The organism is Planotetraspora kaengkrachanensis, from assembly GCF_016862895.1.
GTDB classification, from domain to species: domain Bacteria; phylum Actinomycetota; class Actinomycetes; order Streptosporangiales; family Streptosporangiaceae; genus Planotetraspora; species Planotetraspora kaengkrachanensis.
The window spans coordinates 138,788-164,238 of the sequence record NZ_BONV01000001.1 but is presented as its reverse complement, the minus strand read 5'-3'; the positions used below and the strand labels follow the sequence as shown (position 1 = coordinate 164,238).

The 25,451-nt window shown below is 70.9% G+C and carries 18 protein-coding genes; 13 read left to right on the top strand and 5 right to left on the bottom strand.

Annotation, left to right across the window (positions count from 1 at the left end; translation table 11 throughout):
- Positions 1–124: 124 nt before the first annotated feature.
- From Pka01_RS00725 to Pka01_RS00715, 3 genes are all read left to right on the top strand, one after another.
- Positions 125–2,944 (top strand): M14 family zinc carboxypeptidase, encoded by a 2,820-nt coding sequence (locus Pka01_RS00725; protein ID WP_203880545.1) that lies wholly within the window; start codon positions 125–127, stop codon positions 2,942–2,944.
- A 123-nt stretch (positions 2,945–3,067) separates the two neighbouring features.
- Positions 3,068–4,525, top strand: a complete 1,458-nt coding sequence (locus Pka01_RS00720) for a M1 family metallopeptidase (RefSeq protein WP_203880544.1) — start codon at positions 3,068–3,070, stop codon at positions 4,523–4,525.
- Between the two features lie 230 nt (positions 4,526–4,755).
- Positions 4,756–5,298, top strand: coding sequence for a GNAT family N-acetyltransferase (locus Pka01_RS00715; RefSeq protein ID WP_203880543.1), 543 nt, complete (start codon positions 4,756–4,758; stop codon positions 5,296–5,298).
- Positions 5,299–5,310: 12 nt separating this feature from the next.
- Here the strand turns inward: Pka01_RS00715 and Pka01_RS00710 are convergent, their stop codons facing one another.
- Positions 5,311–7,539, bottom strand: coding sequence for a serine/threonine-protein kinase (locus tag Pka01_RS00710; RefSeq protein WP_203880542.1), 2,229 nt, complete (start codon positions 7,537–7,539; stop codon positions 5,311–5,313).
- Between the two features lie 298 nt (positions 7,540–7,837).
- On the opposite strand from Pka01_RS00710, the gene Pka01_RS00705 reads away from it, so the two are divergent.
- The 3 genes from Pka01_RS00705 (at position 7,838) to Pka01_RS00695 (ending at position 13,316) form a co-directional block, all read left to right on the top strand.
- The gene (locus tag Pka01_RS00705; RefSeq protein ID WP_203880541.1) at positions 7,838–8,782 is read left to right on the top strand and encodes a chorismate mutase; all 945 of its coding nucleotides are present in this window, start codon (positions 7,838–7,840) and stop codon (positions 8,780–8,782) included.
- Between the two features lie 66 nt (positions 8,783–8,848).
- A complete protein-coding gene (dnaE, locus tag Pka01_RS00700; protein WP_203880540.1) occupies positions 8,849–12,370 on the top strand; it encodes a DNA polymerase III subunit alpha in 3,522 nt (1,173 codons plus the stop codon).
- Between the two features lie 46 nt (positions 12,371–12,416).
- Positions 12,417–13,316: a helix-turn-helix domain-containing protein gene (locus Pka01_RS00695; RefSeq protein ID WP_203880539.1), complete on the top strand. Its 900-nt coding sequence runs from the start codon at positions 12,417–12,419 to the stop codon at positions 13,314–13,316.
- Positions 13,317–13,532: 216 nt separating this feature from the next.
- Here the strand turns inward: Pka01_RS00695 and Pka01_RS00690 are convergent, their stop codons facing one another.
- Together Pka01_RS00690 and murA are read right to left on the bottom strand one after the other, a co-directional pair.
- A complete protein-coding gene (locus Pka01_RS00690) occupies positions 13,533–16,112 on the bottom strand; it encodes a transglycosylase domain-containing protein (protein ID WP_239114607.1) in 2,580 nt (859 codons plus the stop codon).
- 51 nt (positions 16,113–16,163) lie between these two features.
- Positions 16,164–17,486 carry a UDP-N-acetylglucosamine 1-carboxyvinyltransferase gene (murA, locus tag Pka01_RS00685; protein WP_239114606.1) on the bottom strand — a complete coding sequence of 441 codons (1,323 nt, stop codon included), beginning with the start codon at positions 17,484–17,486 and terminating at the stop codon, positions 16,164–16,166.
- Positions 17,487–17,565: 79 nt separating this feature from the next.
- On the opposite strand from murA, the gene Pka01_RS00680 reads away from it, so the two are divergent.
- The gene (locus tag Pka01_RS00680; protein ID WP_203880538.1) at positions 17,566–18,054 is read left to right on the top strand and encodes a hypothetical protein; all 489 of its coding nucleotides are present in this window, start codon (positions 17,566–17,568) and stop codon (positions 18,052–18,054) included.
- Here the strand turns inward: Pka01_RS00680 and Pka01_RS00675 are convergent.
- Positions 18,030–19,451 carry an amidase gene (locus tag Pka01_RS00675; protein WP_239114605.1) on the bottom strand — a complete coding sequence of 474 codons (1,422 nt, stop codon included), beginning with the start codon at positions 19,449–19,451 and terminating at the stop codon, positions 18,030–18,032. The genes Pka01_RS00680 and Pka01_RS00675 overlap by 25 nt on opposite strands.
- Before the next feature lie 81 nt (positions 19,452–19,532).
- Positions 19,533–20,030 carry a Cys-tRNA(Pro) deacylase gene (gene ybaK, locus Pka01_RS00670; RefSeq protein WP_203880537.1) on the bottom strand — a complete coding sequence of 166 codons (498 nt, stop codon included), beginning with the start codon at positions 20,028–20,030 and terminating at the stop codon, positions 19,533–19,535.
- Between the two features lie 175 nt (positions 20,031–20,205).
- Between ybaK and Pka01_RS00665 the strand changes: the two genes are divergently transcribed.
- The 6 genes from Pka01_RS00665 (at position 20,206) to hisH (ending at position 25,443) form a co-directional block, all read left to right on the top strand.
- On the top strand, positions 20,206–21,504 hold the full coding sequence (locus Pka01_RS00665; protein ID WP_203880536.1) for an RICIN domain-containing protein: 1,299 nt from the start codon (positions 20,206–20,208) through the stop codon (positions 21,502–21,504).
- A gap of 184 nt (positions 21,505–21,688) precedes the next feature.
- Complete coding sequence (gene hisD / locus Pka01_RS00660) at positions 21,689–22,996, top strand: histidinol dehydrogenase (RefSeq protein ID WP_203880535.1); 1,308 nt, start codon at positions 21,689–21,691, stop codon at positions 22,994–22,996.
- Positions 22,993–24,066: a histidinol-phosphate transaminase gene (locus Pka01_RS00655; protein ID WP_203880534.1), complete on the top strand. Its 1,074-nt coding sequence runs from the start codon at positions 22,993–22,995 to the stop codon at positions 24,064–24,066. The genes hisD and Pka01_RS00655 overlap by 4 nt, the downstream gene beginning before the upstream one ends.
- A complete protein-coding gene (gene hisB, locus Pka01_RS00650) occupies positions 24,063–24,662 on the top strand; it encodes an imidazoleglycerol-phosphate dehydratase HisB (RefSeq protein ID WP_203880533.1) in 600 nt (199 codons plus the stop codon). The genes Pka01_RS00655 and hisB overlap by 4 nt, the downstream gene beginning before the upstream one ends.
- The gene (locus Pka01_RS00645; RefSeq protein WP_203880532.1) at positions 24,662–24,814 is read left to right on the top strand and encodes a CG2302 family histidine operon protein; all 153 of its coding nucleotides are present in this window, start codon (positions 24,662–24,664) and stop codon (positions 24,812–24,814) included. The genes hisB and Pka01_RS00645 overlap by 1 nt, the downstream gene beginning before the upstream one ends.
- A complete protein-coding gene (gene hisH / locus Pka01_RS00640) occupies positions 24,805–25,443 on the top strand; it encodes an imidazole glycerol phosphate synthase subunit HisH (protein WP_203880531.1) in 639 nt (212 codons plus the stop codon). The genes Pka01_RS00645 and hisH overlap by 10 nt, the downstream gene beginning before the upstream one ends.
- The last annotated feature ends 8 nt before the right edge of the window (positions 25,444–25,451 follow it).

Here is a 25,451-nt window from a genome sequence, read left to right as displayed (position 1 = left end):
CGGTTTATTACCTCCGAATACGATCATTCTCGACTCTCTCCGGCACCACAGCGGTTTCAGTTTCCCCAGGACGGCGGGTTCGCACGTGAGGACGTGCCGTCCACCGCCCCTCCAGGAGGCATCCGTGCGGCCGAGTTCGGCGTCGTACAGAAGATTTCCCTTCGGCAAGGCCACCACTGTCGCGGTCATCGCGCTGACGGCGTTCACACTGCCGTTCATCCCGCCCGCAAGCGCGAATTCACACGGGCCGAAATGCAGCCCGGACCCGAACGCCCATCTGACGTCCGTGCCGAGTCCCGAGTCGTTCTTCGGGTTCCCCCTCGGCAAGGGCCAGTCCCGGGTGGTCACGACCACCGAGATCAGGGCGTACGTCGACGCGGTCGGGCGCGCCTCCGACCGGGTGGTCACCGGGACGATGGCGCACAGCTTCACCGGCCAGCCGCTGCCCTACGCCATCGTGTCCAACAAGGACCACATGGGCCGCAAGGAGCTGGCGGAGATCGCCGAGCAGGTCAAGTCGCTGCGCGACCCGCGGTCGCTGAAGCCCGACAAGGCGGCCAGGATCGCCAAGGACACCCCCGCGATCGTCTGGGTGGCCGGGAACGTTCACGGTGGCGAGACGAGCGGCGCCGACGCCGCGCTCAAGACGCTGTACGAACTGTCGAGCGGCCTGTCCTGCGACGTGGCCGAGCGCAACGACAACCTCGTCACGGTCATCGTGCCGACCCAGAACCCCGACGGGCGCGACGCCAACCGCAGGCAGAACGACCGCGGCTTCGACCTCAACCGGGACTGGTTCGCCCGGACGCAGCCGGAGACCGACGGCAAGGTCGCGATGTTGCGCGACTATCCGCCGCAGGTCTTCGTCGACGCCCACGAGATGGGCGGGCGGCAGTACTTCTTCCCCCCGAACGCCGACCCGATCCACCATGAGATCGCCGACCAGCCGGTCGACTGGATCAACCGCATCGGAGCGGCCAACGCCGCGGGCTTCGGGTACAACGGCGCGTGCGCGGGCGCGGTCACCACGGAGTGCTACTTCAACTACGCGACCTACGACCTGTTCTACATGGGCTACGGCGACACCGTGCCGGCGACGGGCTTCGGCGCCGCCGGCATGACCTTCGAGAAGGGCAGCTCGTCCGCCGTCGAGGACCGGGTCCAGCAGCAGTTCAACACCCAGTGGGCCACCACCGGGTGGGCCGCGGACAACAAGCGGGAGATCCTCGGCGGGTACTACGACATCTGGCGGACCGCGCTCAAGGAGGGCGCCGAGGGCACACTCGAGCCCAACGAGGTCGTGCAGCCCACGAACACCGTCCAGTTCCCGGTGCCGGACGTCAAGGTCAAGTCGTACTTCCTGCTGCCGGGCCGCCAGCTCGGCGACGTGCGCAAGCTGGTGGAGCGGCTCCGCGGCATGGACGTCGAGGTCTACAAGGTCGAGCGCTCACTGAAGGTGCCGAACGCGCGCGTCTTCGGCGGCCGGTCCGCCAAGAACCTCACGGTCCCCGAGGGCGCGTACTGGATCCCGATGAACCAGCCGCAGAAGCACTGGATCCAGGCGCTGCTCGCCGAGGACCCCTACGTCCCCTTCCCGTACTTCTACGACGTCTCGTCGTGGAGCAACCCGCTGCTGATGGGGATCGACACCGTCTACACCGGCGACACGCTGTCCCCGAAGGTCGAGCGGGTCAAGCGCGTCGAGGGCGGCACGGACGGTAAGGCGCACAAGAACGGCTCCTACACCTACCCGATGGACTCGGCCGCCGCGTCCGAGCTCACCTTCCGGCTCCTCGGCTCGAAGGTCCCGGTCTCGCGTGACCTCGAGACCGGACAGGTCAGCCTGCCCGCCCGCGCGATCGGCGAGGACGACCTGGACGACCTGGCCCGCCCGCTCGGCGTGACCGTCCACGCGAGCAGCCGGCCGGCCTCCGGCACGCCGCTGAGCCTGCCCGACACCGGGCTGTTCGCCGGCACCGGCATCTCCACGACCTCCGGCTCGTACGGCGAGGCGCGGTATGTGCTGGGCGACCACTGGGGCCTGCCCCTCACCCAGGTGACCGCGGCGGACATCAACGGCAACACCCCGGCCTTCACCGGGCGCACCGCCCTGGTGGTCCCGGACGGCAGCAGCTCGACCGGCGGCCTGACCGCCGAGGGCCTGGCCAACCTCAAGGCCTGGGTGGCCGCGGGCGGCACCTACCTCGGCCTGCGCAACGAGGGCACCCGGCTCGCCAGGTCCGCGGGCCTGACCTCCACCACGGAGAAGGCCAAGCCGACCGGCTACCAGGTGATCGGCTCGCACTTCCGGGTGGACGTGGCGACGGACGCGCCGGTGGCGCTCGGCCGTCCGGCGGAGGACTTCCAGTTCAACAACAGCGACCCGATCCTGAACCCGAGCCAGACCGGCACGAACGTCCTCACCTACCCGGCGGACGACACGTTCTGGTCCAACGGCTACACGGTCGGAGCCGACGCGCTCAAGGGCACGGTCTCGCTCGTGGACGAGCCGACCGGAACCGGACATGCCGTGCTGTTCGCATACAATCCGCTTTTCCGTGCCTATAACGAGAACGGCATCCACCTCGTGGCCAACGCGCTGCTCGAGCCCAAGGCTCCGGCAGCCGCGGCGGCGCAGCGCACGGCGGCCCCGCAGGCCGGGGCCGAGGCCCTGCGGTCGGCGGCCGCCGAGGCTCCCGAGCCGGCCGATCTCGGCGGGCAGTGGCGGCCGATCGGCATCGAGGTCGCCGGCTCCGACCTGGCCAGGACCGAGGCCGTCGTCAGGCGGTACACGGACACCGCGCTGACGGCGGAGGCGGGCGGCTCGGCCTACATCACCATCCCGAACCCGGAGGGACTCGCGGCCGACGAGCACCCGTTCCTCCGCGACCTGGTCAGCGCTCTGCGAACCGCGCAGATCCCGCTCCGCTCCGTCGTCGGCTGACGTGAACCGGCTGACGTGAACCGGCCGGCCCGTCAGGGCCGGCCGGAAGATCCACCTCTCGAGAACACACGCACGACGGATCCGGCCGGGGCCTCCCCGGCCGGACCCGATGGAAGGAACCGCATGACATCGCGACGACTCGGCGCCGCGGCCACCTCGGCCGCTCTGCTCGGCCTGCTGATCGCCCAGGGGGCGCAGCCGGCCTTCGCCTCGTCCGGACGCCACGGAGACCACGGGGACCAAGGGGACCACGGGGAGCCGGGCCGGCCGCACTACTCGGCCGGATCGTCCGGCGTGGGGGACCCCTACTTCCCCGACGCGGGCAACGGCGGCTACGACGTGAAGCACTACGACATCACCTTCACCTACGACCCCGCCACCAAGACCATGGACGCGACGACGAAGATCACCGCGGTCGCGACCCAGGGCCTCAACCGGTTCGACCTCGACTTCCGCGGCCCGGAGATCACGTCTCTCACCGTGGACGGCCACCGGTCGGCGTTCGAGCGCAGCGGGCAGGAACTCGTCGTGACCCCCCGCCACGACCTGGGCAAGGGGCGCCACTTCACGGTGGTCGTGAAGTACAAGGGCACGCCCCCGGTCGTCACCGACCCCGACGGCTCCATCGAGGGCTGGGTGCCCACCGACGACGGCGCGTTCGTGCCGGGCGAGCCGCAGGGCTCTCCCGCGTGGTTCCCGGGCAACGACCACCCGACGGACAAGGCCACCTTCACCTTCCACGCGACGGTCCCCGAGGGCGTCACCGCGGTCGGCAACGGCCGCCTGGTGTCCCAGAAGACCAAGAAGGGCTGGACGACGTTCGTGTGGGACGCGCGTGAGCCCATGGCGACGTACCTGTCCACGGTGACCATCGGGAACTTCACCGTCACCAAGTCGAAGACGCCCGGCGGCCTGCCGATCTACACGGCTGTGGACCCGCGGCTGGTCACCCAGTCGGCCGCCGCCGTCGCCCAGATCCCGGACATCGTCGACTACTTCTCCTCGATCTTCGGCCCCTACCCCTTCAACACGGCGGGCGCGATCATCGACCGGGCCCCCGACGTCGGCTACGCCCTGGAGAGCCAGACCAAGCCGATCTTCTCGAGCGCTCCGGGCGTCGGCACGATGGCGCACGAGCTCGCCCACCAGTGGTTCGGCGACAGCGTGTCGCTCAGCCGCTGGTCCGACATCTGGCTCAACGAGGGCTTCGCGACCTACTCCCAGTGGATGTACACCGAGCACACCGGTGGCGCCACCGTGGACCAGACGTTCAACAGCACGAGCAACTACGGGCGCGCGGCGACCTCGTCGTTCTGGCAGACCGTCACGACCGACCCCGGCCCCGAGGACATGTTCGGCAACGTGCCCTACAACCGCGGCGCCATGACGCTGCACGCCCTCCGGGGCAAGATCGGCGACGCCGCCTTCTTCACGCTCGTCAAGAAGTGGGCCGCCGCCAACCGGTACGGCAACACCAGCACCGCGGAGTTCATCGCCAGTGCGGAGAAGATCTCCGGCATGGACCTGACGAACTTCTTCGACGTGTGGCTGTTCCAGAAGGGCAAGCCCACCACCTGGTAGTCCGTCGAGCAGGACCTCGCGCGACCCCCGTCCCGGCATCGGGGCGGGGGTCGCGTCATGCTGATGGCCTCGGGCCGGCCGCGCAGCGCTCCGGCGTGTCGTCGTGGGCCGGCTCGGCCCGGGAGACCGCCCGTTCCGCCCGGTGAGATAGGGTTCGTGACCAGCAAGGACGCCGGTGTCTCACCGTACCGGTGGGCGCGGCGACGACGGCCGGCCACGCTGGAGCCTCCATGGGTGCCCTCGAGATCGAACTGCTGCCCGCGGCCGCGGGCGGGGACAGGCCGCTCGCCGAGCGGATCACGACCCTGGTCAACGACGTGTACGCCGTCGCGGAACGGGGGTTGTGGGCCGACGGCGCGGTCCGGACGACGGCTGACGAGGTCGGGGAACTGATCGGCGCCGGTCAGATCGCCGTTGCCCGCCTGGACGGGCAGATCGTGGGCTGCGTCCGCGTCCGCAGCCTCGACGACGGCGTCGGCGAGTTCGGGATGCTGGCGGCGCACCCCGCGCACCGCGGCACGGGCGTCGGCAGGGAACTGGTGCGCTTCGCCGAGCGGACGAGCAGGGCACGCGGGATCGCCACCATGCAGCTGGAACTGCTGGTCCCGCGCGAGTGGGCACATCCGTCCAAGGAGTTCCTCGCCGCCTGGTACTCCCGGAGTGGGTACCGCCGCGTGGACGTCGGAAGCATCGAGGAGACCTACCCGGCGCTCGCGCCGTCGCTCGCCACCCCGTGCGACTACCTCGTCTACCACAAGGACCTGACGGCCTGACGGCCGTCAGGATCAGGTGGCCGGCCGGAACGTGGCCGTGAAGGTCGTGAAGTAGTGCAGGGTCTTCTGCCACCGGCTGTCGGGGGCCTGCCAGAAGATCGCGTATCCGTGGTGCTTGTCGGTGACGAAGCCGCGGTTGATCGCGTGGGTCCTCCCGCCGCCGCTCCGCCAGGTGAACTCCAGGTCGGCGGCCTCCTTGAAGTAGTCCACCGACTTGAGGCTCACGCGCCGGTAGCCGGGGAAGCGCGAGGGATACGACTTCTCCTGGGCCTTCCAGTCCTTCACCGCGTCGGACTTGGGCGTGCTGGTCATGCCGATCTGCAGGACGGCGCCGGGCTCCGGGCCGCGGAACCAGAGGTTGGACCCGTCGCGGCGCTCCACCTTCCAGCCGTCGGGCAGGGCGATCGAGAAGCCCGACTTGTCCTTGTAGCGATGCCAGCCGTCCGGGACACCGGCGGGCTTGGAGGTCGCCGGCGAGGGGGAGGCCGGCGGCTTGTCGGACGCAGAGGGCTTGCCGGAGGGCGGCGGCGTGTCGGGTCCGCTCGCCGCGGGTGTGGCCTCGCGCCCGCCGCCCGCCGGCTCGCCCGAGGCGCGCTCTCCTTCCTGCAGCCCGAGGTATCCGCCGATGGCGGCGATGACCAGCAGCACGGGGATGGCGACCAGGGCCCATTTGACCGGGGGAAGTGAACGCCACCGCTCCGCGAGGCCGCCGGGCGCGCTCGCCTGCCACGCCGTCCCCTGCTGGGTGGGAGCGGACACGGGCTGACCCCACCCGGGCCGGCCGCCCCAGTCGGCGGCCGCCGGCTCCGTCCACTGCTTCGGCCCTTGGTTCAGGCGGCTCTCGACGGTCTCCCGCGGCGGCACGGCCCCGCGGACGGGGTCGTTCGCCGGAGCGGGCTCATGGGTCTGCAGGGGGAACGCCGGCGGCGGGGGAGCGCCGCGAGAGGGGGCGGCGGGCGGCGCGGCCGAGCCCTTCGGGTCGCGTGCGGGTGCGGGTGCGGCATCGGCGGAGGGCGCGGGACGGTCCTGGGAGGCGGGACGTACCTGGGCCGCGGGGCGAGGCGCGGGCCGGGCCGGGGCCGCGGCCCGGTTTCCCGTCTCCGGAGCCCCGCGGGGAACGGCCCGGGTCAGCGGCATCTCCTCGGCCTCGGGCTCCGGTGCGTCCTCCTTCTCCGCACGGGAGCCGCCTGGCGCGGGCGTGCCGGGATCCGTGGCGCTCTCCGGTTCCGGCTGCTCCGGCGATGCGATCCCTGCCGCCTCCACGTCCGGGGTGGGTCCGGAGGATTCGCCCCCCGCGGAAGCGGGCTCAGGCGGGACGGCCTCAGGCTCCGGCTCCGCGGCGGGCCGCCGCGCCGGGGGAACGGCCGCCGCGGCGCCGTCGCCAGGAGGGACGATCTCGGGGAGGGTGGGAGACGGGATGACGGGAGCGGGGCGCGACGCCTCCCTGAGCAGCCGGGCGATCTCGTCGTAGCCGGGCCGGTCCTCAGGTTCCCTGGCGAGCAGCCGGATCAGCACGGGCTCCAGTCGCCCGGCGCGGATCGCGGGGGCGGCGTCGTCGGTGAGGACGGCGTGCATGGTCGCCATGGCCATGCCCCGGTCGTGGGGCGGTTTGCCCTCGACGGCGGTGTACAGCGTCGCCCCCAGCGACCACAGGTCGGACTCGCGCTGCGCGGGACCGCCGCGAAGGCGCTCCGGGGGGATGAACGCGGGCGTGCCCACGATCCCCGTGCGCGTCATGGTGGAGTCGGCCTCGAGACGTGCGATGCCGAAGTCGGTGAGGACGACCCGCCCGTCCTCGGTGAGCAGCACGTTCTCCGGCTTGACGTCACGGTGGAGCACCCCTTGGGCGTGGGCGGCCCGAAGCGCGTCCAGGATCTGCAGCCCGATCTCGGCCGTCCGCTCTGGGGACAGCGGCCCGTCCTCCCTGATCGTCTGGCCGAGGGACCGGGAGGTCACGAGCTGCATGATGATCCAGGGGCGGCCGTCCTCCTCGATCACGTCGTGGACGACGACCACGTTCGGGTGGGTCAGCCGGCCGGCGGCCCGCGCCTCGCGCATGGTCCGCCGGTTGAGATCGCTGAGCTCGTCGCCCATGGCGCTGTCGTAGCGGACCTCCTTGACCGCGACGGCGCGGTCGAGCAGCTGGTCGTGGGCCCGCCAGACGACTCCCATGCCCCCGCGGCCGATCGGCTCCTCGAGGTGATACCGGCCTCCGACGAGCCGGCCTTCCGCTTGCGGCATCTGATCTCCTCCCGAACCCCAAATCGTCCCACGGATGGCAAATGGTTCGACCAGACCACGCGGTTTCATCTATCCGTATTTCGAAATATGAGACAGATCATTTCAAGCTCACGGAGCGTGGCTGGTAGGGTCGCAGGCATGGTCAGGTATCACGTGTTTACGCAGCCGGCTCCGGGAGGGCCGGTCGCGTTCGTGAGCTAGCGATCACCTGGAGCCGGCTGAAGGCAGAGACGCCACGTCTCTGCCTTTTTCGTTGCAGACGAGCCGGCGCGGACGGCCGGCCCACCGAGGAGCGGACATGTCACAGGCGACACAACTCGGCCGCCGGGCCGTACGGATCGGGACTTCGACCATCGGGGACGGCAGGCCCGTCGCCGTCATCGGCGGTGAGGACGCCAGATGGGTGAGCCTGCGCGGCCACCATGGCCGGAGCACCGCTGAAGAGATCATCGGCGCGGCCAGGGCCGGGTGGGCAGGACCGCTGCTCGTCGAGCCGTTCTCGGCCGCGGACCTGGGCGCGGTGGCCGGCCACGCCGACGGCGTCGTGGTCGGCGCCGCGTGGATGCAGGACTTCCGTCTGGTGCAGGCGGTGGCGCGGATCGGGCTGCCGGTGGTGGTGCAGCGCGGCCAGGCGGCCACGCTCGAGGAGTGGCTGGCCATCGCGGACTACTGCGCGGCGGAGGGCAACGACCAGGTGGTGCTCTGCGAGAGCGGGAGCCGTACCCACCTGGGCGGCACCACGCTCGACCTGGGGCTGATGCGGGAGGCCGCGGAGCGTTCCGGCCGGCCCGTGCTCGCCGACCTGGGCGACGACCCGGCGCTCGCCGCAGCGGCCGTCGCCGCCGGGGCCGACGGGCTGCTGCTCGCGCCGGACGCGTCCCCTGAGACGATCGAGGCGGCGCGCGAGGCCGCAACCGTCGTCGGCGCGGTGGTGCGGCGGGAGGCCCCGGACACCGTCCTCGCCGCGCGGGCGGCGATCGACCGGGTGGACGCGGCGCTGGCGACCCTCCTGGAACGCCGGGTCGGCCTGGCCGGCACCGTGCAGCGGCTCAAGCCCGTGGGCGGGTTCAAGGGACGCGACATGGATCGTGAGCGCAGGCTCGTCGCCGCGATGGCGCGGCGGGCGCCGAGCCTCGGCGAGACACGGCTCGCTCCGGTGATGAACGCGGTGATCGAAGCGGGTCTGCGCGTCGCGGAAGAGCGGATTCACGCCGCTGACCTGGAGTCTTCCGCCCGCGGTTAGGATCTGAACCACGTGAGTCCATGACGTGCCGAGCGACCGGGAGAGCGCGGCGGGAGTGGGGGTCTCATGGGTGATCCGTTCGTCCATCTGCACGTTCACACCGAGTACTCGATGCTCGACGGGGCGGCCCGGCTGAATCAGATGTTCGAACTCGTGGGCGAGCTCGGCATGCCCGCGATCGCGATCACCGACCACGGCAACATGCACGGGGCCTACGACTTCTACAAGCAGGCCATCGCCGCCGGGGTGAAGCCGGTCCTCGGCATCGAGGCGTACGTCGCGCCCGGGTCGCGCCTGCAGAAGGCGCCGGTCATGTGGGGCGAGCCGCACCAGAAGAGCGACGACGTCTCCGCGGGCGGCTACTACACCCACATGACGATCTGGGCCAGGAACCGGGTCGGCCTCGGCAACCTGATGCGGCTCAGCTCCCGGGCGTACACCGAGGGGTACGTCGGCAAGTGGCCCCGGATGGACGCCGCCATCCTCGCCGAGCACTCCGAGGGCCTCATGGCCGCCACCGGCTGCCCGTCCGGTGAGGTGCAGACCCGCCTGCGGCTGGGCCAGTACGACGAGGCGCTGAGGGCGGCCGCGAAGTACCAGGAGATCTTCGGCAAGGAGAACTACTTCCTGGAGGTCATGGACCACGGCCTCGACATCGAGCGCCGGGTCCGCGACGGGCTCACCCGGATCGGCCGAGAGCTCGACATCCCCCCGGTCGTCACCAACGACTCGCACTACACCTACGAGTCGGACGCCGCGGGCCACGACGCCCTCCTGTGCGTCCAGACCGGCGGACAGCTCAGCGATCCCGACCGGTTCCGGTTCGACGGCAGCGGTTACCACGTCAGGTCGGCCGACGAGATGCGCGCCCTCGACTCCTCCGACCTGTGGCGGGAAGGCTGCCGGAACACGCTGCTCGTCGCCGAGCGCGTGGAGCCCGGCGGCATGTTCGGCTTCAGGAACCTCATGCCGGCCTACCCCGTCCCCGGCGGCACGACCGAGGAGGAGTACTTCCGGCAGCAGGTCTGGGAGGGCATGCGGCGCCGTTTCCCCGGCGGCGTCGACGAGGAACACCGGGCCCGCGTCGAGAACGAACTGGGCGTCATCGTCCAGATGGGATTCCCCAGCTACTTCCTCGTCGTCTCCGACTTCGTCATGTGGGCCAAGGACAACGGCATCCGGGTCGGCCCGGGCCGCGGCTCGGCGGCGGGCTCGCTGGTCGGCTACTCCCTCGGCATCACCGACCTCGACCCGATCCCGTACGGCCTGGTCTTCGAGCGGTTCCTCAACCCCGAGCGCGTCTCGATGCCCGACATCGACATCGACTTCGACGAGCGCCGGCGGGCCGACGTGATCCGCCACGTGACCGAGAAGTGGGGCGCCGACAAGGTCGCGTTGATCGCCACGTTCGGCACCATCAAGGCCAAGGCGGCCGTGAAGGACGCCGCCCGCGTCCTCGGCCACCCGTACGCCCTGGGTGACCGGATCTCCAAGGCGTTCCCGCCCGCCGTGATGGGCAGGGACATCCCGCTCTCGGGCATCTTCGACAAGGACCACCCGCGCTACGACGAGGCGGGCGAGCTGCGCGAGCTGTACGACGAGGACGCCGGCGTCAAGGCGGCGATCGACCTGGGCAGGGGCCTCGAAGGCCTGGTCAGGCAGACCGGCGTGCACGCCGCCGGCGTCATCATGTCCGCCGAGCCCCTGACCGACCACATCCCGATCATGCGCCGCGAATCCGACGGCGCGATCATCACGCAGTTCGACTACCCGGCCTGCGAGAAGCTCGGCCTGCTGAAGATGGACTTCCTGGGCCTGCGCAACCTCACGATCATCGACGACTGCCTGAAGATGATCGAGGCGGACTCCGGCGCCGAGATCGAGCTGCTCGAGGTGCCCCTCGACGACCCGCGGACGTACGAGCTGCTCGCCAGGGGAGACACGCTCGGCGTCTTCCAGCTCGACGGCGGCGGCATGCGTTCGCTGCTGCGGCTGATGCGCCCCGACGGCTTCGAGGACATCTCCGCGGCGCTCGCGCTCTACCGTCCCGGCCCCATGGGCGCCGGCTCGCACACCAACTACGCCCTGCGCAAGAACGCCCAGCAGGAGATCACCCCGATCCACATTGAGCTCGAGGAACCGCTCAGGGACATCCTCGGCACGACCTACGGCCTGATCGTCTACCAGGAGCAGGTCATGGCCATCGCGCAGAAGGTCGCGGGCTACTCCCCGGGCGGCGCCGACCTGCTCCGCCGCGCGATGAGCAAGAAGAAGAAGTCCGAGCTGGACGAGCAGTTCGAGTCCTTCGAGAAGGGCATGCGGGACAACGGCTTCTCCGCCGCGGCCGTCAAGGCGTTGTGGGACATCCTGCTGCCGTTCTCCGACTACGCCTTCAACAAGTCCCACACCGCCGGTTACGGCCTGGTCTCGTACTGGACGGCCTATCTGAAGGCCAACTTCCCGGCCGAGTACATGGCCGCGCTCCTCACGTCCGTCAAGGACGACAAGGACAAGTCGGCGCTGTACCTCAACGAGTGCCGCCGCATGGGCATCAGGGTCCTCCCGCCGGACGTCAACGACTCCGACTCCGACTTCACCCCGCGCGGCGGCGACGTGCGCTTCGGCCTGTCGGCCGTCCGCAACGTCGGAGGGAACGTCGTCGCCGGGATCATCGCGGCCCGCGAGGAGAAGGACCGCTTCACCGACTTCAGGGACTTCCTGCGCAAGGTCCCCGCGGTCGTCTGCAACAGGCGCGTCATCGAGTCCCTGATCAAGGCGGGCGCCTTCGACTCGCTAGAGCACGTCCGCAAGGGCCTGCTGATGGTCCACGAGCAGGCCGTCGACGCGATCACCGACATCAAGAAGAACGAGGCGATCGGGCAGGACTCCCTGTTCGGCGCGGCCGGCGGGGCCGAGGACCAGATCTTCGACGTGCGGATCCCGCCGGGGGAGTGGGACAAGACCACCCTGCTGCGGTTCGAGCGGGAGATGCTCGGGTTGTACGTCTCCGACCACCCGCTGCTCGGCGTCGAGCACGTCCTCGCGTCCGGCGCCGACTGCTCGGTGGCCGCGCTGCAGTCCGAGGACCGTCCCGACGGCCAGATCGTCACCGTCGGAGGCCTGCTGACGGGCCTGCAGCGGAAGGTGACCAAGAAGGGCGACACCTGGGTCCTCGCCATGCTGGAGGACCTGGAGGGCGCCATCGAGGTGATGATCTTCCCTTCGGCCTACCAGCTGAGCGCCACGATCCTTGTCGAGGACGCGATCGTCTTCGTCAAGGGCCGGATCGACAAGCGGGAGGACGTCGCGAAGATCATCGCGATGGAGGTGACCGCGCCGGATCTCACGGCAGAGACCGGCGGCCCGCTCGTCGTCAGCCTGCCCCTGGCCCGGTGCACCCCATCCGTCGTCGGCCGCCTCAAGGAGGTTCTGACGACCCATCCGGGGGCGACGGAGGTGCATCTCCAGGTGCACAACGGGCCGCGGACCACGGTCGTGCGCCTCGACGACCGGTTGCGGGTCACCCCCTCGCCGGCCCTCATGGGCGACCTCAAGCAACTGCTCGGCCCGGCCTGCCTCGGCTCCTGATCCCGGGGCTTGAGGTTCCAGCGACTGGAGGGTGCAGGCTCATCCTGTGAGCGAGAAGACACGGCTCTACACGATCGGGCAACTCGCTCGCCGTACGGAGCTTCCCGTACGGACGATCCGTTTCTGGTCCGACATCGGCCTGATCCCCCCGGCCGGCCGGTCCGCCGGGGGATACCGCCTCTACGACGCCGAGGCGGTCTCCCGCGCCGACCTCGTCAGGACCCTGCGCGATCTCGGCGTGGGGCTGGAGTCCGTCCGGGAGATCCTCCTGCGGCAGACCTCCGTGGCCGAGGTGGCCCAGGCCCATGTAAGAGCGCTGGACGCGGAGATCCGCACCCTGCGGCTGCGCCGTGCCGTGTTGCGCACGGTCGCCGAGCGCGGCGGCACGACCGAGGAGACGTTGCTGATGCACAAACTGGCCCTGCTGTCCGTGCGCGAGCGCCGGCAGATCATCGACGACTTCGTCGACCGGGTGACCGCCGGGGTCGACCTCGACGCCGACGCCGCGGTCATCGCGCAATGGATGCGCGAACTGCCCGACGATCCGGCCCCCGAACAGGTGGACGCCTGGATCGAGCTCGCCGAGCTCGTCGGAGACGAGGAGTTCCAGCTCGCGATCAGGCGGCTGGTGACCGGGGGAGAGACGGGACGGCGCCCCGAGTCCGCGTACGAGGTGCGGGCGTCGGCCGTACAGTTCGCGGGACGCGCGCTGGCGGAGGGGGTCGCGCCCGGGTCGCCGGAGGGCAGGGCCGTCCTCGAGCGCATCGTGTCCCCCGATCTGCCGGTCGCGGCACGCGCCGAGCTCCGTCAGTGGCTGGAACCCCTGGCGGACGCCCGGGTGGAGCGGTACTGGCGGTTGCTGGACGTCCTGAACGGCAGGGAGCCGTCCCCGCCGGCCGTCCCCGCTCTGGAGTGGGTGATCGCCGCGTTGCGCGTGCACGGCTGAGGCCGCGTGCATGATCACGACGGGCGATCGCCCAGGTGGGGAGGCCTGCCCGCGAATCTGCGCATGATCACGGTGAGGGGTTGCCGAGGTCGGGAGGCCTGCGTGCGAACCTGTGCATGATCACGGTGAGGGGTTGCCGAGGTCGGGAGGCCTGCGTGCGAACCTGTGCATGATCACGGGGGGTGGGCGGGCGGGTCAGGGGGTGTGCTCGCGAGCCTATGCATGATCACGCCCAGAGTGGGGGGCGTTCCTCCTCCTGTCGTCCTGCGCGCCCCTGTGCGCTCCTGCCGGGCCTTGGGGGGCGTTCCCCCGCGGGGCTCTGTTCACGCTCCGCGGGTTCGCCTGAGGGGCTCTGGGAGCGGGCCTCCGCGCGCCCTCGTGTGACGCGCCGGGGCGGTCTGCGCGAGGGCCGGAGTGCGGCCCGGCGCGGCGGCGGTCGTGCCGGATGTCAGGGCGTCCTCCGGGGGGCGCGCCGTGCCACCGGTCCGGCCGGCCGTCCGGCCATCCACCGTGGCGGCCGCGCGGCCGTCCCCCCGCGCCGCCGTCCCGGCCCGTGGGCCCGTCGCCCGTGGCCTGGTCCGTGCCGTCCCAGGCGTCCCCTCGGTCCTGCCTGCGGTCGCCGTCCCTGCCCCTGTCGCCGTCCCTGTCTCGGTCGCCGTCCCGGCCTCTGTCGCCGTCCCGGCCTCTGCGCCGGTCCTCCTCGTCGAGGGACTCCCTCAGGCCCGGGGTGAAACCTCCGCCGAATCGCGCCATGTCCGGGGCGACGAATCCGGCCGGGTCGATGTGGTCCAGCGCGGCGGACATGGAGTCGACCCAGATCGGGCCGGGCAGGGAGGCGCCCTGCACGGCGCCGTAGGACTGGCCGCCGATCTCGACCCCGGTGAGCGGGTAGCGGTAGGAGCCGCGGATGTCGCCGACGCTCACCGCCGCGGCGAGGTTGGGCGTGTACCCGGCGAACCAGGCGGACGTGTAGCCGTTGTTCGTACCCGTCTTGCCCGCCGCCGGCCGTCCGATCGACTGGCCGCGCATCGTCCCCTGGGTGAAGACGCCCGAGAGCACGTGGTTCACGGCGTCGGCGACCTCGGGGTCGAGCGCCTGCGTGCAACTCGGCGGAATCTGCGTCCGGCTTCCGTCCCGCTCCACGATGTCGGTGATCGCCATCGGCTGGCAGTAGCGCCCCCGCGCGCCGAACGTCGCGAAGGCCGCGGCCACCGTGGTGGGGTCCATCTCGTTGACGCCCAGCGTGAAGGTGGGGACCTCCTGCAGCGGCCTGCCGTCGGCCCGCGTGATGCCGAGCGCTTTCGCCGTCTTCACGACGTTGCACAGCCCGACGGCCTGCTCGAGCTTCATGTAGAAGATGTTGACCGATTTCCAGGTGCCCAGTTCCAGGCTGTACGGCCCGCCGGTGCCCTCTCCGCTCGCGTTGTAGATCCTGGCCGACGGGTCGTTCACCGGCTTGCCCGAGCAGTCGCGGAATCCGCTCGAGGGCACGAACGCCCCGGGGGTGTCGAAGCCCTCGCCGAACCGCCAGCCCTGCGACAAGGCCGTGGCCAGCGTGAACGCCTTGAACGTCGACCCCGCCTGGAAACCGTTGCCGCCGCCGTGCGCCCGGTCGGCCGGCAGGTTGTAGGTGGTGCTCGGGCCGGAGTTGCGGTTGCGCGGATTGCGGCCGTACTTCTTGCTGGCGGCCATCGCCCTGATCAGCCCGGTGCCGGGCTCCACCATGGTCTCGGCGGCGACCTCGGTGTCCTTCGGGCTGACCCGTTCGGAGATCGCCTGCTGCGCGGCCTTCTGGGCGACCGGGTCGATCGAGGTCCACAGGGTGAGCCCGCCCCTCTGGAGGCGGCGCTCACGGTCGGCGCGCGTGTGACCGAACGCCGGGTTGTTGAGCACCTCGTGCTCCACGAAGACGCAGAAGTACGGGTAGGCGCTGCCGCCGCAACCCCCGGGCTCTCCGCGCATGCGCAGCCCGAGCGGGGTCGCCGCCGTCGCCCTGTCCGTCTCCAGTGTGATCATCTTCAGGTCGGCCATCCGGTCGAGCACGAGGTTGCGCCGCTCCAGCAGCCGCGCCTGCTGCTCGTCGCCGAGTGAGGGGTCGGTGTCGGACGGCGTGCGTACGGCGCCCGCGAGGGTGGCGGCCTGAGCGAGGGTCAGATCCGCGGCGTCGGTGCCGAAGAACCGCTCAGCCGCCGCCTGCACGCCGAACGCCCCCGCGCCGAAGTAGGCGATGTTGAGATAGCGCTCCAGGATCTCCTTCTTGGAGTACTTCTTCTCCATCGCCAGCGCGTACCGCAGCTCGGTGATCTTGCGCTGGATGCTCTTGACACGGGCGAGCGTGCGCTCGTGCTCCGTCTCCGCCTGGGTGAGCATGATGTTCTTCACGAGCTGCTGGGTCAGCGACGAGCCGCCCTGCTTGATCCCGCCGGCCTGCGTGTTGGTGATCAGCGCCCGCAGGGTGCCCTTGATGTCGAGCCCCCCGTGCTCGTAGAACCGGGAGTCCTCGATGGCCACGATCGCCTGCCGCATGACGGGGGCGACGTGGTCGAGAGCCACCGACTGGCGGTTCTGGTAGTAGAACTGCGCGATCTGCGTGCCGTTGCGGTCGAGCAGCCGGGTCATCTCCGGGAGCGGCTCCTCGCGCGGGGGCGCGGGCAGGTCGGTGAAGGTGGACGCGACGCCCTTCGTAGCGACCCCGGCCCCGCCGACGAGCGGCAGGACCATTCCCGCGACCAGGACGCCGCCCAGCGCACCGCACAGACCCAGCACGACGGCGGTGCTGCGGAGGCGAGAGGTCACGGGTTATCAGTGCGACGCGACGGAGTGTCGCAAACTCCGCCCGCGAAAACTTTACGATCCCCTGCTGATCTTCAACCCGAGTGAGGTGAACTGCTCGAACGGCCGGTGGTAGCCCCGCTCGATGTGGTTGACCCCGCGCAGTGTGGAGGTGCCCTCGGCCACGGCGGCCGCCAGCACGGCGGAGAAGCCCGCCCGGATGTCGGGCAACATCACGTCGGCGCCGCGCAGCTCGGACACGCCGCGGACCACGGCGGAATGCTTGGCGTTGGTGTCGTGGTAGCGGCAGGCGGGCCCGCCCAGGCACTGCGCGAAGACCTCGATCTCACAGCCCATCTTCTGCAGGGCCGGCACGTAGACCAGGCGGTTCTCGAAGACCGTCTCGTGGAGCACCGACATGCCCTCGGCCTGCGTGAACAACACCATCAGCGGCGTCTGCCAGTCGGTCATGAAGCCGGGATGGGTGTCGGTCTGCACCGCGGCGGCGCGCAGGCCGTCCGGTGCCGAGGCCGTCAGCCAGTCGTCGTTGATCTCGAACCGGGCGCCCATCCGCGCCAGGGTGGTGATGGCGGTGACCAGCCGGTCCTGCGGGCACCCGTGCACCCGCACCTCACCCCGCGTGACGAGTCCCGCCACCAGGTACGAGAACGCCTCGATGCGGTCGCCGGCGAGCCACGTGGACGCGCCGCGCAGGCGTTCCACGCCCTCGATGACGATGCGCCGGTCGGGGCTGAGCTCGATCATCGCGCCCATCCGCTGGAGGAACAGCGCGAGCTCCACGACCTCCGGCTCCATGGCGGCGCCCTTGATGACCGTCTTGCCCTCGGCGAGCACGGCGGTCATCAGGATCGTCTCGGTAGCGCCGACGCTCGGGTAGGGCAGCGTGATCCTGCTTCCGCGCAGGCGGTTCGCCTTGGCGGTGATCCCGGTCTCGCCGACCTCGATCTCGGCGCCCATCGACCGCAGCGCCTCCACGTGGAAGTTGACCGGGCGCCGCCCGATGGGGTCGCCGCCGACCAGGGGGACGAACGCCTCGCCCGCCAGGTGCAGCAGCGGGCCGAGCATCAGGATCGGGATGCGGTTGAGCCCGGTGTACTCCTCGGGGACGCGGGGCCGGATCTCGTCGCTCCGCTCGATGGTGATCTCCCCGGGGGTGATCTCCACGTGGATGCCGAGCGCCTCCAGCATGGCCGCGGTCAGGCCGACCTCGCCGACCTCGGGGGCGTTGTGCAGCGTGCTCGGGCCGTCTCCCAACATGGCCGCGACCATGTGCTTGGACACGGCGTTCTTGGACCCGCGCACCTCGACGTCACCCCGGAGCGGCCCCGAGGGGTCGATCCGCCACACCTCTTCGCGGCCATTGCCTTGCACGCTCACACCTACTCCTCGCCAACGGCTGGTGGAGCACAAGGGTATCGGGGCTTTCTCGGATCACCATGTAGGTACCATCTGGACGGTGCGGCATTTGAAGGGCAATCTGACAACGCTGGTCACGACCGTCCTCGCCTTGGCCCTGCTCGGGGTGGTGGCCGGGTTCGTGTGGTCGGCGGTCGCGCCGCCCACCCAGTACGTCCTGACCGACCTGGGGCCGCAGCCTGCGGACCTCGAGGGTCAGTCGCTCATCGCCGCGGACGGCTGGTTCGCCGTCATCGGCGCGGCGTGCGGCCTCGTCTGCGGCGTCGGGGGATACCTCCTGTCGCGCGCCCGACCGGTCCCCGCCGTCCTGGGCGTCGCCGGCGGCGGGTTGCTGGGCTCCTACGTCGCGTCGCTCGTCGGGAGTTCGGCGAAGGGAACGATCCAGGCCTCCGCCGCGGGAGGGCTGACCACGTCCACGTCGCTCGGGCTCACCGCGCACGGCGTGCTGTTCGCCTGGCCGGTCGTGGCCACGGGCGTCTTCTGGGTCCTCGAGTTCGTGCTGACCTACCGGCTGCGGGGAGACGCCTGAGCACCGGGAAGCTCAGGCATCCTCCGCCAGGTGCCCGTGGCCTGCTCGAACGCGTGGCCCAGGCGCAGCACCTCGAAGTCGGCCCACGGCCTTCCGACGATCTGCACCCCGACGGGCAGCCCTCCGGTGGTGAAACCGCAGGGCACCGACATGGCGGGCGCGTGGAGCACGCTGATCCAGTAACACGACCGCATCCACGCCAGGTAGTCGGGCATCGGAGTGCCGTCGATCTCCATGACGTAGGGGTCCTCGACAGGGAACGGCGGCACCTGGCTGACCGGCGCGATCAGGAAGTCGTACTCGCAGAAGAAGGCGTTCATCCGGTGGAACAGGCCCGTGCGCAGCCGCTCGGCCCGGGCGAGGTCGGCTCCCGTCACCGTGCGGCCCTGCTCCACGTTCCACGTGACGTTCGGCCCCGCCTCCGGCAGGTCGCCGAGCGCGAGGGCGTAGTACCACGAGCGGTAGATCCGGAAGGCGTCCTCGGCGTCGGACAGGTCGAGGTCGACCTGTTCCACCGTCGCGCCGAGGCCGGTCAGCACGCCCGCGGCCTGCGCGGTCACCCGTGCGGTCTCCGGATCGACCGGCAGCCCGCCGAGGTCGGGGCTGAACGCGATCCGCGCGCCCGTGAAGTCGCGCTCCAGCGGTCCCGCGAAGACGGAGCCGGCCTCCCTGATCGCGTACGGCGACGCCGGGTCGAAGCCCGCGATGCCGGTCATGAACAGAGCCAGGTCGGCCACCGTGCGCGCCAGGGGGCCCGGCACCGAGAGCGTGTACCAGGCCGCGTTCGCCGACGGCGACGGGACGCGCCCGGGGGTCGGCCGCAGCCCCGTGACGTTGCAGAAGGACGCGGGGTTGCGCAGGGAGCCGCCCATGTCGGAGCCGTCCGCCAGCGGCACCATGCGGCCGGCGAGCGCGGCCGCCGCGCCGCCGCTGCTGCCGCCTGCGCTCCTTGACAGGTCGTAGGGGTTGCGGGTCGCACCGAACACCTCGTTGACCGTGTGCGACCCCGTGCCGAACTCGGGGGTGTTGGTCTTGCCGATCATGATGCCGCCCGCGTCCCTGACCCGGCGCACCAGCAGGTCGTCCTGGTCGGGCACGTGATCGGCGAAGACGCGTGAGCCGTACGTCGTCCTGACCCCGGCCGTGTCGACCAGATCCTTGTGCGCGACGGGGAGCCCGTGCATCGGGCCGCGCCAGTGGCCGCGCGCGAGGTCGGCGTCGGCCTGCGCGGCCTGCTCGAGCGCCCGGTCGGCCACCAGCGTCACGATGGCGTTGAGCCGGTCGCCGACCTCGTCGATCCGCCTCAGATGCGCCTCGGTGAGCTCCACGGCGCTCACCTGCCGCTCACGCAGCAGCGCCGACATCTCTGTCGCGGTCAGCTCGACCAGTTCGGTCACGTTCGTCCCCCGTTCCGGGTGTCCTTCGCTACGAGTCTCGAGTGGGGGAGCGGCCGGTGGCGACGGCAACAGTCGACAGGCTCAGGCCTTCGCGATGGGGGCGGTGACCGCCTGCGTCAGCCGTACGAGATTGGCCGGGGCCGTCTCGATCTGCAGTCCGCGGCGGCCCGCGGAGAAGTAGACGGTCTCGAAGCCCAGCGCGGACTCGTCGATCACCGTGGGCAGCCTCTTACGCTGCCCGAGCGGGCTGATGCCGCCGACGACGTAGCCGGTGACCCGCTCCACCTTGACCGCGTCCGCCATCGCCGCCCGCTTGCCCTTGAGCGCCGCGGCGAAGGCCTTCAGGTCCAGTTTCCCCGCCACCGGGACCACCGCGACGGCGAGGCCAGCCTCGGTCTCCGCGACCAGCGTCTTGAAGATCTGCTCGTACGGCACGCCGAGCGCGTCGGCCGCCTCCTCGCCGTACGCCTGGGCGTTCGGGTCGTGGTCGTAGGGGTGGAGGGTGAACTCCGCCTTCGCCTGCGTCAGCGCGACCGTCGCCGGAGTGCCCTGGCCGCCCTTGCCCTTGGTCTTGCTCACGCCGGACAGACTAGCGATCCGTGCGGCCGGGCCCTTCTCCTTACCGCCTATTTCACATGACTTGACTCAAGTCGGCAGAGAACAGATCATCATCCTTGATCCGGTCATGGCCGTGCCCGTAGGCGGACGGGCCCCGTTGCTGCCGGAAGCCGTCATCGAACAGAGGATCATGCTCATGACCAGGCACGACATGGGGGTGACGCGCACGTGGACCCGGCTGCTCGCCGTGTTCGCCGTCGCGCTGGGGCTCGCCGCCGTCCCCGCCCACGACCCCGCACGGGCCGCCGCCCCGCAGTTCAAGGTGCTCGCCTTCTACAGCGGCACCTGGGACGCGGCCCACATCGACTTCACCAAAGAGGCGAACCAGTGGTTCCCCCAGGCCGCCGCGCAGAACGGCTTCTCCTACACCTCGACCACCGACTGGAACCAGCTGAACGCCGCGACCCTCGCGCAGTACCAGGTCGTCCTGTTCCTTGACGACCTTCCGCAGACGGCCGCCCAGCGGTCGGCGTTCGAGCAGTACATGCGGGGCGGCGGGGCGTGGATGGGATTCCACGTGTCGGCGTTCAACACGGCCCCGCAGAGCTGGTCGTGGTATCACAACGCGTTCCTGGGCACCGGGGCGTTCAGGTCCAACACCTGGGGCCCGACCGCGGTCACCGTCCGCAACGAGGGCGGCGCGGGGCATCCCACGACGGAGCGCCTGCCCGGCACGTTCACCTCGTCGGTCAGCGAGTGGTACAGCTGGAGCAACGACCTGAGGAACAACCCCAACATCAAGATCCTCGGGTCGATCGACCAGTCGAACTTCCCGGTCGGCACGGATCCCAACCAGACCTGGTACAGCGGCTACTACCCGATCATGTGGACGAACAAGAACTACAAGATGGTGTACGCGAACTTCGGGCACAACGCCATGAACTACTCGACCAACACCCGTCTGTCGTCCACGTTCGCCAGTGAGACCCAGAACCGGTTCGTCATCGACAGCCTGCTGTGGCTGGGCGGGGGGAGCGCCCCTCCGCCGTCGGACACGATCTCCCCGACGGCGTGGTACAGCCTCGTCAACCGCGCCAACGGCAAGTGCGTCGACGCCCGGGCGGCCGCCTCGGCCAACGGCACCGCCGTCCAGCAGTACACCTGCAACGGCACCCTCGCCCAGCAGTTCCAGGTCCAGCCGACCAGCGGCGGGTTCGCGCGGCTGAACAACCGCACCAACCCCGCCCAGGTGATCGACGTGACGGGCGTGTCCACGGCCGACGGCGCCCTCCTCCAACTCTGGGCGTACGGCGGGGGCGGCAACCAGCAGTGGCAGGCGGTCTCCGAGGGCGGCGGGTCCTACCACTTCGTCAACCGCCTCAGCGGAAAGTGCCTGGACGTGCCCGGCGCCTCGGCCGCCGACTCCGTCCAGCTCCAGCAGTACACGTGCAACGGCACGGCCGCGCAGTCGTTCCAGCTGTCCCAGAAGGCGTAGCCCCCGGGCGCGAGCAGTGACGACGGAGGCGGCCGGCGCGTTCGCGGACGGCCGCCTCCCCGCGACCGGGGAGAGGAATTGGAAGATCACGCAGGTCGGGGAACTTCGTCCCCGTCCGCGAAACACGGCGTCCCGCATAGTGGGCAGAACGGGATCTGTCCCTGGTCATCCGTAGACTAGGACGGTGATTTCCCGTATCGATCTGCGCGGGTCGCTGCCCGGCGACCTGCGCGAGGTCCTGCCCCGCGCCGAGCTCGACGTCGAGGCCGCCCTGGAGAAGGTGCGGCCCATCTGTGCGGACGTCCGCCATCGGGGCGCGGCGGCCGTCCGGGAGCTCACGGCGAGGTTCGACGGGGTCGACCTGGCCTCCACCCGGGTCCCCGCCGACGAGATCTCCCGCGCCCTCGACGAGCTCGACCCGGCCGTGAGAGCCGCCCTTGAGGAGTCGATCCGCAGGGCCCGCCTCGTCCACCGTGACCAGCGGCGCACCGACACCACGACCCAGGTCGTGCCCGGCGGCTCGGTGACCGAGCGCTGGGTGCCGGTGGGCCGGGTGGGGCTGTACGTGCCGGGAGGCCGCGCCGTCTACCCGTCCAGCGTGGTGATGAACGTCGTGCCCGCCCAGGAGGCGGGGGTCCGGTCGCTCGCCGTGACCTCGCCCGCGCAGAAGGACTTCGGCGGGCTGCCGCATCCGACGATCCTGGCGGCGTGCGCGCTGCTCGGGGTCGAGGAGGTGCACGCCGTGGGCGGCGCCCAGGCCGTGGCGATGTTCGCCTACGGCACTGAGGAGTGCGCCCGCGCCGACATGGTCACCGGGCCTGGCAACATCTGGGTCGCGGCGGCCAAGCGGCTGCTCAAGGGGAGCATCGGGATCGACTCCGAGGCCGGCCCGACGGAGATCGCGATCCTCGCCGACGAGACCGCCGACCCCGTGCACATCGCGGCCGACCTGATCAGCCAGGCCGAGCACGACGTGATCGCCGCCGCGGTCCTGGTCACGACGAGCGTCCAGCTCGCCGACGCGGTCGAGAAGGAACTGCCGGGCCAGGTCGCCGCGACCCGCCATTCTGAGCGGATCACCGAGGCCCTGTCCGGCCGCCAGTCCGGCATCGTGCTCGTCTCGGACATCGAGGCCGGGCTCGCGGTCGTGGACGCCTACGCGGCCGAGCACCTGGAGATCCAGACGGCGGACGCGCGCGAGGTGGCCGCCCGGGTCCGCAACGCCGGGGCGATCTTCGTCGGCCCGTACGCGCCGGTCTCGCTCGGTGACTACATGGCCGGGTCCAACCACGTGCTGCCGACCGGCGGGTGCGCCTGCCACTCCTCCGGGCTTTCCGTCCAGACGTTCCTGCGGGGCATCCACGTCGTCGACTACACCCGCGAGGCCCTCGCCGAGGCGGCGCCGTACGTCAGCGCGCTCGCCGACGCCGAGGACCTGCCCGCCCACGGCGCCGCCGTCCGCGCCCGCTTCGACTGGGAAGTGCCCTCATGACGCTCGACGACCTGCCGATCCGCGACGACCTGCGAGGCAAGCACCCCTACGGCGCGCCGCAGCTCGACGTGCCCGTCCAGCTCAACACGAACGAGAACCCGTACCCGCCGTCGGCCGCCCTGATCGACGATCTCGCGCGGGCCGTGCGGCACGGGGCGGCCACGCTCAACCGCTACCCCGACAGGGACGCGGTCGACCTGCGCAAGGACCTCGCCGACTACCTCGGCCACGGCCTCACCGCCCGCCAGCTCTGGGCGGCCAACGGGTCGAACGAGATCATCCAGCAGATCCTGCAGGCGTTCGGCGGCCCGGGGCGCTCGGCCATCGGGTTCGAGCCGTCCTACTCCATGCACCCGATCATCGCGGGGAGCACGAACACCCGGTGGATCGAGGGAGCCCGCGACGAGGACTTCTCGATCGACGTGGACGCCGCCGTCCGGGCCATCGAGACCCACCGCCCGGACGTCGTCTTCCTGACCTCGCCGAACAACCCGACCGGTACGGCCCTGCCCCTCGACGTGATCGAGCGGATCGCGGCCGCGGCCCCGGGGATGGTGGTGGTCGACGAGGCGTACGCCGAGTTCGCGCGGACCGGCACGCCGTCGGCCCTCAGCCTGTTGCCGGCCAGCCCACGCCTGATCGTCACGCGGACCATGTCCAAGGCGTTCGCAATGGCGGGCACGCGGCTGGGTTACCTGGCCGCAGATCCGGCCGTCGTCGACGCCATGCTGCTGGTCCGCCTGCCGTACCATCTGTCGACCCTGACCCAGGCGGCGGCCCGGGTCGCGCTTGCGCATCGCGAGGAACTGCTCGCGACCGTCGGCGCGCTGCGGGCCGAGCGGGACGCGACGGTCGACTGGCTACGGCATCGTGGCCTGTCGGTCGCTGACTCGGATGCCAACTTCGTGCTATTCGGTAGTTTTCCGGACCGGCGCGCCGTATGGGAGGGCCTGCTTGAGCAGGGCGTTCTGATCAGGGAGACCGGTCCGGCGGGCTGGCTCCGTGTGTCGATCGGGACGAAGGACGAGATGGCGGCCTTCCGGGCCGCCCTGGAAGGGATCCTCGGATGAGTGACCAACGCCGCGGCCGGGTCGAGCGCAGCACCAAGGAGACGTCGGTGCTGGTCGAGGTCGACCTGGACGGCACCGGTGTCGTCGACGTGGCGACCGGTGTCGGGTTCTACGACCACATGCTCGCCCAGCTGGGCAAGCACGGGCTGTTCGACCTGACCGTGAAGACCGAGGGCGACCTGCACATCGACTCCCACCACACGATCGAGGACACCGCGATCGCGCTGGGCGCCGCGTTCCGTGAGGCTCTGGGCGACAAGTCGGGCATCCGCCGCTTCGGCAGCGCGTCGTGCCCCCTCGACGAGGCACTGGCCCAGGTCACCGTCGACCTGTCCGGCCGGCCGTACCTCGTGCACACCGAGCCCGAGGGCATGGCGCCCATGATCGGCCCGGACTACGACACGACCCTGACGCGCCACATCCTGGAGTCGTTCGTCGCCCAGGCGGCGATCTGCCTCCACGTGCATGTGCCGTACGGGCGAAACGCCCACCACATCGTGGAGGCGCAGTTCAAGGCCTTGGCCCGCGCCCTGCGCGAGGCCTCGGAGCGGGATCCGCGCGCGACCGGCGTGCCCAGCACGAAGGGCGTCCTCTGATGACGCTCGCGTCGGGTGGCATGATCTTCATCGGGCTCTTCCTGCTCGGAGGGGTCTACTCCGCCATACGGCAGAAGCTCAAGGTGCTCGCGGTGCTGACCGGGGTCGGAGCCGCGCTGGCGATCACGGCAGGGGTGATGTGGTGGCAGTAGGCAGACGTGTGGTGATCCTCGACTACGGATCGGGCAACCTCCGCTCGGCGGAGCGCGCGCTGGCCCGGGTGGGCGCCGACGTGACCGTGACCGCGGACTGGGACGCCGCGCTCGAGGCCGACGGACTCGTCGTGCCCGGCGTCGGGGCCTTCTCCGCCTGCATGGAGGGACTCAAGAGCGTCCGCGGCGACCAGATCGTCGGCCGCCGTCTCGCGGGCGGGCGCCCGGTGCTCGGCATCTGCGTCGGGATGCAGATCCTGTTCGAAAAGGGCGTCGAGCACGGCGTGCACACCCAGGGCTGCGGCGAGTGGCCCGGGACCGTCGAGCGCCTCGACGCGCCCGTGCTCCCGCACATGGGGTGGAACACGGTCTCCGTCCCGGCCGGCAGCGTGCTGTTCGACGGGATCGAGGCGGGCACCCGCTTTTACTTCGTGCACTCCTACGGCGTGCGCGACTGGCGGCTCACGGCCGGTCCCGGCTTCGAGCAGCCGCTGGTCACCTGGGCCGAGCACGGCGTGCCGTTCGTCGCGGCCGTGGAGAACGGGCCCCTGTCGGCCACCCAGTTCCACCCCGAGAAGTCCGGCGACGCCGGAGCCGCGCTGCTGGACAACTGGCTGCGCACGTTGTGAGCGGGCCG

Bases quoted from the DNA above. Each gene is read 5' to 3' on its own strand.
- Pka01_RS00720 (WP_203880544.1), top strand. From the start codon at position 3,068: ATGACATCGCGACGACTCGGCGCCGCGGCCACCTCGGCCGCTCTGCTC.
- Pka01_RS00715 (WP_203880543.1), top strand. From the start codon at position 4,756: ATGGGTGCCCTCGAGATCGAACTGCTGCCCGCGGCCGCGGGCGGGGAC.
- Pka01_RS00710 (WP_203880542.1), bottom strand. From the start codon at position 7,539: ATGCCGCAAGCGGAAGGCCGGCTCGTCGGAGGCCGGTATCACCTCGAG.
- Pka01_RS00705 (WP_203880541.1), top strand. From the start codon at position 7,838: ATGTCACAGGCGACACAACTCGGCCGCCGGGCCGTACGGATCGGGACT.
- dnaE (WP_203880540.1), top strand. From the start codon at position 8,849: ATGGGTGATCCGTTCGTCCATCTGCACGTTCACACCGAGTACTCGATG.
- Pka01_RS00665 (WP_203880536.1), top strand. From the start codon at position 20,206: ATGACCAGGCACGACATGGGGGTGACGCGCACGTGGACCCGGCTGCTC.
- Pka01_RS00655 (WP_203880534.1), top strand. From the start codon at position 22,993: ATGACGCTCGACGACCTGCCGATCCGCGACGACCTGCGAGGCAAGCAC.
- hisB (WP_203880533.1), top strand. From the start codon at position 24,063: ATGAGTGACCAACGCCGCGGCCGGGTCGAGCGCAGCACCAAGGAGACG.
- Pka01_RS00645 (WP_203880532.1), top strand. From the start codon at position 24,662: ATGACGCTCGCGTCGGGTGGCATGATCTTCATCGGGCTCTTCCTGCTC.